Here is an 8,481-nt window from a genome sequence, read left to right on the forward strand (position 1 = left end):
GCCCTCCCTCCCCGTACGGCCGCGATGTGCCGTTGAGCCGCATCCGGCGCCGCGTGGCCGGTTCGATGGCGATCATGCCCACCTTCGCCGGGGCCGCGAGCGCCTCCGCGAGCGGGTCCTCGGGATGCGGGCGGGCCCGGATGGCCAGCGCGCCCGGCTCGCGCACGCTCAGAAAACCCGGCTCGCCGGCGAGCACGGTGGCCCAGATGCGACCCGCCGGATCCGCCGCGCCGACCACGATCATCGGCTGCTCACTCAGGAAGTCCGCGGCCACCTCGGGGACTTCCGCGCGGATGCCGCGCACGGCATTGCCGGCCGGACCGGCCAGCCCGGCCCGCCGCTGCACGGCGAGTTCACCACTGGTATACGTAGCCACTGCTGTCACCCTCCCGTTTCCGGCGGCTAGAAGAACCCGCAGGTCGGCGCCTCGGCCACCGGCGCGGCAGCGCCCTCGGCGCCGGTCGGGGCGTAGATCTCCAGCCGGGTGCCGTCGGGGTCGGTGAAGAAGATGCCGCCGGACCCCGCCCCCTCGCCGTGCGGCACCACGCCGTCGTACGCGAAGTGCGCGCCCAGCGCCTTCAACACCTCTTCCGCCGCCCGCACTTCAGCCACCGACTCCACCTGGAAGGACAGGTGGTGCAGCCCGGCGCGGTCGGCGGCGAAGCCGGCGGTCGCCTGCTGCCAGAGGGTCACCAGCAGGTGGCCGTCGCGGCAGAGGAACGCGAACTGCCGCCCCTCTTCCTTGCCTTCGGCGGTGACCTCGAAGCCGAAGACCCGGACGTAGAAGTCCACGGAGCGGCCGATGTCGGTGACGTTCAGCCCCACGTGTCCGGTCTTCAGCGATGCCAGAGCAGTCATGTCGACGCCTTCAGCCGTGGCCAGGAGCTCTTCCCCTAACCTTCTAAAGTGACTTTAACGGTTAGAGGCGAGCGCGGTCAACCGCTGACGGGAAGTTGACCGGTTAGGCTGGCGGTATGAGCAGCTCCGACCCGCGCCCGCTGACCGGCGAGCCCCTCGCCATCGACCTGCTGAACACCCGCTGGATGGACGGCGATCACGTGGCCGACCTGCTCGATTCCACCGAGGGGCTCGCCGTATGGCTGGCCTCTCCCCCCGTCGCGGCGCAGCTCCCGGGCCCGGCCCCGCGCGCCGACGCCGCCACCCTCGACGCCCTGCACCGGGCCCGCGCCGCCCTGGCCAAGCTCGTCGACGACCCGGCCGACCCGGCCGGCCGCCGCGACCTGAATACGGTCCTGTCCCACGCCCGGGTCCGCCACGTCCTCGACCCCGAGGGCCCCGCCACCCGCCCCGAGGCCGACGCCCCGGCCTGGCTGCCCGCCTGGGCCGCCGCCGAGAACTACCTCCGGCTCCTGGAGGACCGCCCGGACCGCATCCGCCCCTGCGCGGGCCCGACGTGCATCCTGCACTTCTACGACGTCTCGAAGAACGGCACCCGCCGCTGGTGCTCGATGGCCATCTGCGGCAACAGGTCGAAGGCGAAGGGGCATTACCGCCGCACGCACGCGACGTAGCACCCGGTCAGACCTTGTCGAGGTCCTCCGCGGCCCCCGCGTCGATACGCTCCGCCGCCGGCGCCTCCGCCCGGGCCCTGGCCGCCGCGCGGAAGCGCATGTAGTCCTTCAGCTCGGCCTTCACCACCGGCGCCATCAGGTACAGGCCGAGGATGTTGATGACCGCGAGGATGAAGAGGACCGCGTCCGCCAGGTCCAGCACCGCGGTCAGGGTGACCACCGAGCCGAGCACCGCGCACGCCACCACAATCGCCTTGTACAGCGCGCCCGCCGCGCGGCCGCGGCCGAACATGTCCTCCCAGCCCTTCTGTCCGTAGAAGGACCAGGTGACCGCGGTCGAAATGGCGAACAGGCAGACCGCGAGCGCCAGCACGTACGGGAACCAGGGCAGCGCCGTCGCGAAGGCGTCCGAGGTCAGCGTGACGCCGACCGCGTCGCCGGACTCCTGCGCGGCCGCGTAGCTCGCCGGATTGGCGATGATGATCGCCAGCGCGGTCATGGAGCAGATCACCACGGTGTCGATGAACGGGCCGAGCATGGCGACCAGACCCTGCTTCGCCGGATGCCGGGTCTTGGCGCTGGCGTGCACGATCGGCGCGGCGCCCAGCCCCGCCTCGCTGGAGAAGGCGGCGCGCATGAAGCCCACGAACATGACGCCGATGAACCCGCCGACGCCCGCGTCGAAGCTGAACGCCTCGCGCACGATCATGCCCAACGCGCCCGGAATGGCACCGGCATTGGCGCCGAGGACCATCAGGCAGGCGAGGACATAGATCAGCCCCATCGCCGGGACCAGCTTGCCGACCACCGCCCCGATCCGCTTCGCGCCGCCGAAGAGCACCGCCCCGATGATCGCGGCCAGCGCGATGCCGATGAGCAGGGTGGTGGCCGAGCCGCCGAGGGCGCCGTCCTCGCCGCCGGTGACGTTCTGCAGCTGGGCGACGGACTGGTTGGTCTGGAACATCACGCCGCCGGCCAGGCCGAAGACGATCAGGATCGGTGCGAAGCCCGCGGCCAGCACCTTGCCGAGCCCGGCCAGGCCGCGCTCGGCGAGGCCCTTGCGGAGGTAGTGCATCGGGCCGCCGGAAAAGCTGCCGTCCTCGTTCCGCTCGCGGTACTTCACGCCGAGGGTGCACTCGGCGAACTTCAGGCTCATGCCGAGCAGGCCGCAGACCAGCATCCAGAAGGCGGCACCGGGCCCGCCGATGGTGACGGCGACGGCGACACCCGCGATATTGCCGAGCCCCACGGTGGCCGAGCACGCCGCCATCAGCGCCTGGAACTGGCTGATCTCGCCCGGCGCGTCCCGGTCCTCGTCCCTGCCGCGGGTCTTGAGGATCCCGTACGCGACCTTGAAGGCCCGGACCTGCAGGCCCTTGAAGTAGACGGTGAAGACGATGCCGGCGACCACCAGCCACGCGACGATCCACATGATGCCGCCGAAGACGGGGATCTCGTAGAAGACGATCTTGCTGACGACGTCGGTGACCGGCTGGACGACGCCATTGACGGCGTCCTCCAGCCCGTTCATGGCCAGGGTGCTGGTCATGGGGGGATTCCTCGAGTGGGGGCAGCCGCGCGCGGCCGCCGGTACGGGCATACGACGGCGGCGCCGCCCCCGTCCCGGGCTTGGCGCCGCCTCCGCTGTTTCGCACCGTCATCCTCCGGGAGCGGACAATCCGCTCACCAGGGACTTTCGGCCCTGCCGAAGCACCTCACCCCAGTGAGCCGCCTCACAGCCGCTGAATGATCGTCCCCGTCGCCAGACCGCCGCCGGCGCACATCGTGATCAGCGCGAACTCCTTGTCCCGCCGCTCCAGCTCATGCAGCGCGGTCGTGATCAGCCGCGCCCCCGTCGCCCCCACCGGGTGCCCGAGCGCGATCCCGCCGCCGTTCACATTCACCTTCTCCAGGTCCTGCCCGAAGACCTGCGCCCACGACAGCACCACCGAGGCGAAGGCCTCGTTGATCTCGATCAGGTCGATGTCCTTCAGCGACATCCCGGCCCGCCCGAGCACCGCCTTCGTCGCGTCGATCGGCCCGTCCAGATGGAAGTGCGGGTCGGATCCCACCAGCGCCTGCGCGACGATACGGGCCCGCCCCCGCAGCCCCAGCGCCCGCGCCAGCCGCCGCGACATCCACATGACGGCCGCGGCGCCATCGCTGATCTGCGACGAATTCCCCGCCGTGTGCACGGCCGTCGGCATGACCGGCTTCAGCCCGGAGAGCGCCTCCATGGACGTCTCCCGCAGCCCCTGGTCCCGCTCGACGATCCGCCACATCCCCTGCCCGGCGGCCTGCTCCTCCTCCGTCGTCGGCACCTGCACGCCGAAGGTCTCGCGGTCGAACCGCCCCTCGGCCCAGGCCTGTTGCGCCCGCTCCTGCGAGATCAGCCCGAGCGCGTCCACGTTCTCCCGCGTCAGTCCCCGATTACGGGCGATTCGCTCGGCTGCCTCGAACTGATTCGGCAGGTCGACATTCCACTCGTCCGGGAAGGGCTTCCCGGGACCGTGCTTGGACCCGCTCCCCAGCGGCACCCGGGTCATCGCCTCGACGCCACAGCCGATGCCGACGTCGATGACGCCTGCCGAGATCATGTTGGCGACCATGTGGTTCGCCTGCTGCGAGGAGCCGCACTGGCAGTCCACGGTGGTGGCGGCGGTCTCGTACGGAAGTCCCATGGTGAGCCAGGCAGTCCGGGCCGGGTTCATGGACTGCTCGCCCGCGTGCGTGACGCAGCCGCCGACGATCTGCTCGACACAGTCGGCCTTGATCTCCGTACGCGCAAGCAGCTCTCTGTACGTCTCGCCGAGCAGATAGGAGGGATGCAGGGTGGACAGGGTGCCGCCCCGCTTCCCGATGGGGGTGCGTACGGCCTCGACGATGACGGGTTCAGCTGCCATGCCTGAGCGTCCTCTCGTACAGGAGAACTAGAACACGTATCAGTTATCAACGCAGTCTGGTGGCACCCGGCGTCTGGCACAAGAGCCGTGCATGCAACGAAGCACGTTGCGTGTCTTGCTACTTCTAGAACCCGTTACTAATCTCACCGCGTTTTCTGATGGTCCGTCAGACCGTGGAGGCTCTCATGCCGCCCTGCCCCGCGCTACCCGAGGGGTTCGACTTCACCGACCCCGACATCTACCAAGAACGCGTCCCCCTACCGGAGTTCGCCGAGCTGCGCAGAGCGGAGCCGGTGTGGTGGTGCCCGCAGCCGCGCGGCAGCGTCGGCTTCGACGACGAGGGCTACTGGGTGGTGACCCGGCACGCGGACGTGAAGGCGGTCTCCACCGATCCGCAGACCTTCTCCAGCCGCGAGAACACCGCGGTCATCCGCTTCAACGAGCACATCAACCGCGACGAGATCGACATGCAGCGGCTGATCATGCTCAACATGGACCCGCCCGAGCACACCCGGGTCCGGCAGATCGTCCAGCGCGGCTTCACCCCGCGCTCGATACGGTCACTCGAGGACGCCCTGCGCGGCCGCGCGCTCCGGATCGTCGAGGAGGCGACCGAGCGCGGCAGCGGCGACTTCGTCACCGAGATCGCCGCGGAGCTGCCGCTGCAGGCCATCGCCGAGCTGATCGGCGTCCCCCAGCAGGACCGGGGGAAGCTCTTCGAGTGGTCCAACAAGATGCTGGCCTACGACGACCCGGAGCTGTCGGTCACCGAGGAGGCCGGCAAGGAGGCCGCCGCGGAGATCATCGGCTATTCGATGGGCCTGGCGGCGGAGCGCGCCAAGTGCCCGGCGCAGGACATCGTTTCCAAGCTGGTGGCCGCCGAGCACGAGGGGAATCTGTCGGAGGACGAGTTCGGCTTCTTCGTCCTGATGCTCGCGGTGGCCGGCAACGAGACCACCCGTAACGCGATCACCCACGGCATGCACGCCTTCCTCACCCAGCCCGAGCAGTGGGAGCTGTACAAGGACAAGCGTCCGGCGACCGCGGCCGAGGAGATCGTCCGCTGGGGCACCCCGGTGACCTCTTTCCAGCGGACCGCGACGTGCGACGTGGAGCTGGGCGGCGCGCAGATCAAGGCGGGCGACCGGGTCGGCCTCTTCTACGCGTCGGCGAACCACGACCCGGAGGTCTTCGAGCACCCGGAGCGCTTCGACATCACCCGCGACCCGAACCCGCACCTGGGCTTCGGCGGCGGCGGTCCGCACTACTGCCTCGGCAAGTCCCTGGCGATCCTGGAGATCGAGCTCATCTTCAACGCGATCGCCGACGCGATGCCGGACATCCGGCTCACGGGCGACCCGCGCCGGCTGCGCTCGGCCTGGATCAACGGCGTGAAGGAGATGCAGGTGACCTACGCCTGAGGAGGCCCCCAACCACCGGAGCCCCGGCCCGCGTCACGCGGTCCGGGGCTCTTCCGTGTGCTGCCGGCCTCAGGCCGTCATCAGCTCCGCACAGCGCTCGCCGATCATCATGGCGGGCGCGTTCGTGTTCCCGCCGGAGATCGTCGGCATGATGGACGCGTCCGCCACCCGCAGCCCGTCGATGCCGCGCACCTTCAGCTCCGGGTCGACGACGGCCTCCTCGCCGACGCCCATCCGGCAGGTCCCCACCGGGTGATAGACGGAGTGGATGCGCTCCGGCACCTCGGCCGCGAGCGCGGCATCGTCGGCGTACCGGGTGCCCGGGTGCAGCTCGCCGGTGACCACCTCGTCCATCCGCTTGTGCGCCATGACGTCCCGGATCAGCTTCATCCCCTCGACGAGGAAACGGGAGTCGTCCGGGTCGGACAGATACCCCGGGTCGATCAGCGGCGCGGCGGCCGGATCGGCGGAGGCGAGCCGCACTTCACCGCGGCTCTTGGGGTAGATGAGCGTCGGCATGACGGTCATCGCGGGCCGCTTGTCGACGTCGTGCCGGACCGGGGCATCCTGATTCGGGCTCGGATACGACCACGGCAGGGCATGTATCTGCAGATCGGGCCGGCCCGCGGGCGTGTCGGCCGCCCCCGTCCGTACGAACGCCATCGCCTCGAAGACGGTCCGCCCCAGCCACGTCCCCCCGCGCACGGTCTCGGCGAGCATGCCGCCGAAGAAGTGCGAGGCGGTACCGCGGTGTTGCGCGGTCGGCGCCAGGAAGGTCATCGGCACGAAGAGGTGATCGTGCAGATTACGCCCCACCGGCAGATCGGCGGCGACCTCGATCCCGTGCTCCCGCAGCTGCTCGGCCGGACCGATCCCGGACAGCATGAGGATCTGCGCCGACCCCACCACACCAGCAGACAGCACGACTTCGCGCCCGGCCCGCAGCACCTGCTTCCGCCCGTCACCGCCGGCGATCTCGACGCCGACGGCGCGGCCGCCCTCGATGACGACGCGGGTGACCAGGGCCGCGGCCCGTACCTTCAGATTCGCGGGCCGGCCGGCTCCCAGATAGGCATGCGCGGTGGAGTACCGCACCCCATCCCGCGCACTCATCTGCACCACGCCGACGCCGGCCTGCTCGGCCCCGTTGTAGTCGTCGTTACGGGGTGCGTCGAGCGCCTCGCTCATCGCGTCCACCAGCGCCTCGGAGGCGGGGGCGAGCCCGCTCGCGCGATTCACCGCGATCGGCCCGCCGGCGCCGCGCGACTCGCTGGCGCCGCCCTCCCAGTCCTCCATGCGCTTGAAGGACGGCAGCACGTCGTCGTACGACCAGCCGCGGCAGCCCTCCGCCGCCCAGTCGTCGTAGTTGCCGCGGTGCCCGCGCACGAACAGCATCCCGTTGATCGCGCTGGAGCCGCCGAGCAGCTTGCCGCGGGTCATCGGGATGCGCCGGTCGGCCGCGTGCTTCTGCGGCACGGAGTAATAGCCCCAGTCGAAGCGCTTCTTCACCTGCGGCACCGAGTGCATGATCGAGATCATCCCCGGCACCCGGACGATGCGCGACCGGTCCAGCTTCCCCGCACCGGCCTCGACCAGCAGCACACGCGCACCGCTGTCGGCAAGCCTGCGCGCGACGATGCAGCCGGCGCTGCCGGCGCCCACGACGATGTAGTCGGCCTCGAAATCTGATGGTGTGTCAGCCACGCGGGCAGTGAAACACGTTCCCGCACAAGGGACAATATGCAGGTTCAGGCGGCTGCGGCCGCCTTCGCGTACGCCCCCGGCGTCACCCCGTAGCTCCGCACGAACCACCGGTGGAAGTGCGCCTGGTCCGCGAAGCCACTCACCGCGGCGGCGTCGGCGGCGCTGCTGCCGGCGACGATCGCCCGGCGGGCGGCGCGCAGCCGCAGCAGGCGCTGATAGTCGCTGGGCGCCATGCCGTACTCGGCTTTGAAGGCCCGGTACAGCGCGAACCGGCTCCCCGCCCCCGCGGCCCGCGTCAGGTCCTCGGCCGTCAGGTCCTCCGCGACGGACACCCGCAGCACCTCGGCGGCCCGCCGCGCCTGCACCCGCCCCGCCGACACCACCGCCGCCGGCCGCGCCCCCTTGGCCCGCCGCCGCACCATCGCGGTGACGGCGGCCATCAGCCGCTCTTCGCGTACAAGCGCGCCCGCCCCGCCCGCGAGCGCCTCGTGCAGCCCGACGACGGCGCGGCGCAGCACGGGGTCGTGGTGCACGGGGTCGGGGAATAGCGGCAGCTCGCCCCCTGCCCCCTGCTCGGCGAGCAGCTCGCGGACGACATCGGGGCCGATGTGCACGATGCGATACGTGAACCCGAGCTCGGCCGCGGACTCCCCGTCGTGAGGGTCGTCGGGATTGAACGTCATCACGAGCCCGGCGGCGGAGGTGTGCTGCCCGCCCCGGCAGGCGAACCGCTGCGCGCCTTCCTCGGTGACGCCGAAGGAGTAGGCGTCGTGACTGTGCTTGTGAAAGACATGCTCGACGTAATGCGCCCGCATGGCCTCGACGGGCCGCACGGGATCGCGCCAATAGGTCGCCCAGTCCGCACCGCTCATACCGCCATTGTGACCCGATCCGACACAGCAACGGGCGGGTCTGTCTCTT

At 70.7% G+C, this 8,481-nt stretch carries 7 protein-coding genes and 1 pseudogene; 2 read left to right on the plus strand and 6 right to left on the minus strand.

What is annotated here, in order from left to right; translation table 11 throughout:
- Both G5C51_RS37275 and G5C51_RS37280 read right to left on the minus strand, forming a co-directional pair.
- Window positions 1–376: pseudogene (locus tag G5C51_RS37275) on the minus strand (pyridoxamine 5'-phosphate oxidase family protein); the annotation flags it as partial.
- Window positions 377–402: 26 nt separating this feature from the next.
- Complete coding sequence (locus G5C51_RS37280; RefSeq protein ID WP_165244547.1) at window positions 403–858, minus strand: VOC family protein; 456 nt, start codon at window positions 856–858, stop codon at window positions 403–405.
- 116 nt (window positions 859–974) lie between these two features.
- Between G5C51_RS37280 and G5C51_RS37285 the strand changes: the two genes are divergently transcribed.
- Window positions 975–1,532, plus strand: coding sequence for a CGNR zinc finger domain-containing protein (locus G5C51_RS37285; RefSeq protein WP_165244549.1), 558 nt, complete (start codon window positions 975–977; stop codon window positions 1,530–1,532).
- Window positions 1,533–1,539: 7 nt separating this feature from the next.
- Here G5C51_RS37285 and G5C51_RS37290 read toward each other — a convergent pair whose 3' ends face one another.
- Together G5C51_RS37290 and G5C51_RS37295 are read right to left on the minus strand one after the other, a co-directional pair.
- Window positions 1,540–3,081: an alanine/glycine:cation symporter family protein gene (locus G5C51_RS37290; RefSeq protein ID WP_206314729.1), complete on the minus strand. Its 1,542-nt coding sequence runs from the start codon at window positions 3,079–3,081 to the stop codon at window positions 1,540–1,542.
- Window positions 3,082–3,265: 184 nt separating this feature from the next.
- A complete protein-coding gene (locus tag G5C51_RS37295) occupies window positions 3,266–4,435 on the minus strand; it encodes a steroid 3-ketoacyl-CoA thiolase (RefSeq protein ID WP_165244553.1) in 1,170 nt (389 codons plus the stop codon).
- Between the two features lie 185 nt (window positions 4,436–4,620).
- Here G5C51_RS37295 and G5C51_RS37300 point away from each other — a divergent pair, with 185 nt between their 5' ends.
- The gene (locus G5C51_RS37300) at window positions 4,621–5,856 is read left to right on the plus strand and encodes a cytochrome P450 (RefSeq protein WP_206314730.1); all 1,236 of its coding nucleotides are present in this window, start codon (window positions 4,621–4,623) and stop codon (window positions 5,854–5,856) included.
- A gap of 69 nt (window positions 5,857–5,925) precedes the next feature.
- Here the strand turns inward: G5C51_RS37300 and G5C51_RS37305 are convergent, their stop codons facing one another.
- Together G5C51_RS37305 and G5C51_RS37310 are read right to left on the minus strand one after the other, a co-directional pair.
- The gene (locus G5C51_RS37305; protein WP_165244557.1) at window positions 5,926–7,560 is read right to left on the minus strand and encodes a GMC family oxidoreductase N-terminal domain-containing protein; all 1,635 of its coding nucleotides are present in this window, start codon (window positions 7,558–7,560) and stop codon (window positions 5,926–5,928) included.
- A 44-nt stretch (window positions 7,561–7,604) separates the two neighbouring features.
- Window positions 7,605–8,432 carry an AraC family transcriptional regulator gene (locus G5C51_RS37310; protein ID WP_165244559.1) on the minus strand — a complete coding sequence of 276 codons (828 nt, stop codon included), beginning with the start codon at window positions 8,430–8,432 and terminating at the stop codon, window positions 7,605–7,607.
- Window positions 8,433–8,481: the final 49 nt, after the last annotated feature.

It is taken from the genome of Streptomyces coryli, assembly GCF_011044975.1.
Taxonomy (GTDB): domain Bacteria; phylum Actinomycetota; class Actinomycetes; order Streptomycetales; family Streptomycetaceae; genus Streptomyces; species Streptomyces coryli.

Coding starts and splice junctions, on each gene's coding strand:
- G5C51_RS37295 (WP_165244553.1), bottom strand. CDS start 4,435: ATGGCAGCTGAACCCGTCATCGTCGAGGCCGTACGCACCCCCATCGGG.
- G5C51_RS37285 (WP_165244549.1), top strand. CDS start 975: ATGAGCAGCTCCGACCCGCGCCCGCTGACCGGCGAGCCCCTCGCCATC.
- G5C51_RS37290 (WP_206314729.1), bottom strand. CDS start 3,081: ATGACCAGCACCCTGGCCATGAACGGGCTGGAGGACGCCGTCAATGGC.
- G5C51_RS37300 (WP_206314730.1), top strand. CDS start 4,621: ATGCCGCCCTGCCCCGCGCTACCCGAGGGGTTCGACTTCACCGACCCC.
- G5C51_RS37280 (WP_165244547.1), bottom strand. CDS start 858: ATGACTGCTCTGGCATCGCTGAAGACCGGACACGTGGGGCTGAACGTC.
- G5C51_RS37310 (WP_165244559.1), bottom strand. CDS start 8,432: ATGAGCGGTGCGGACTGGGCGACCTATTGGCGCGATCCCGTGCGGCCC.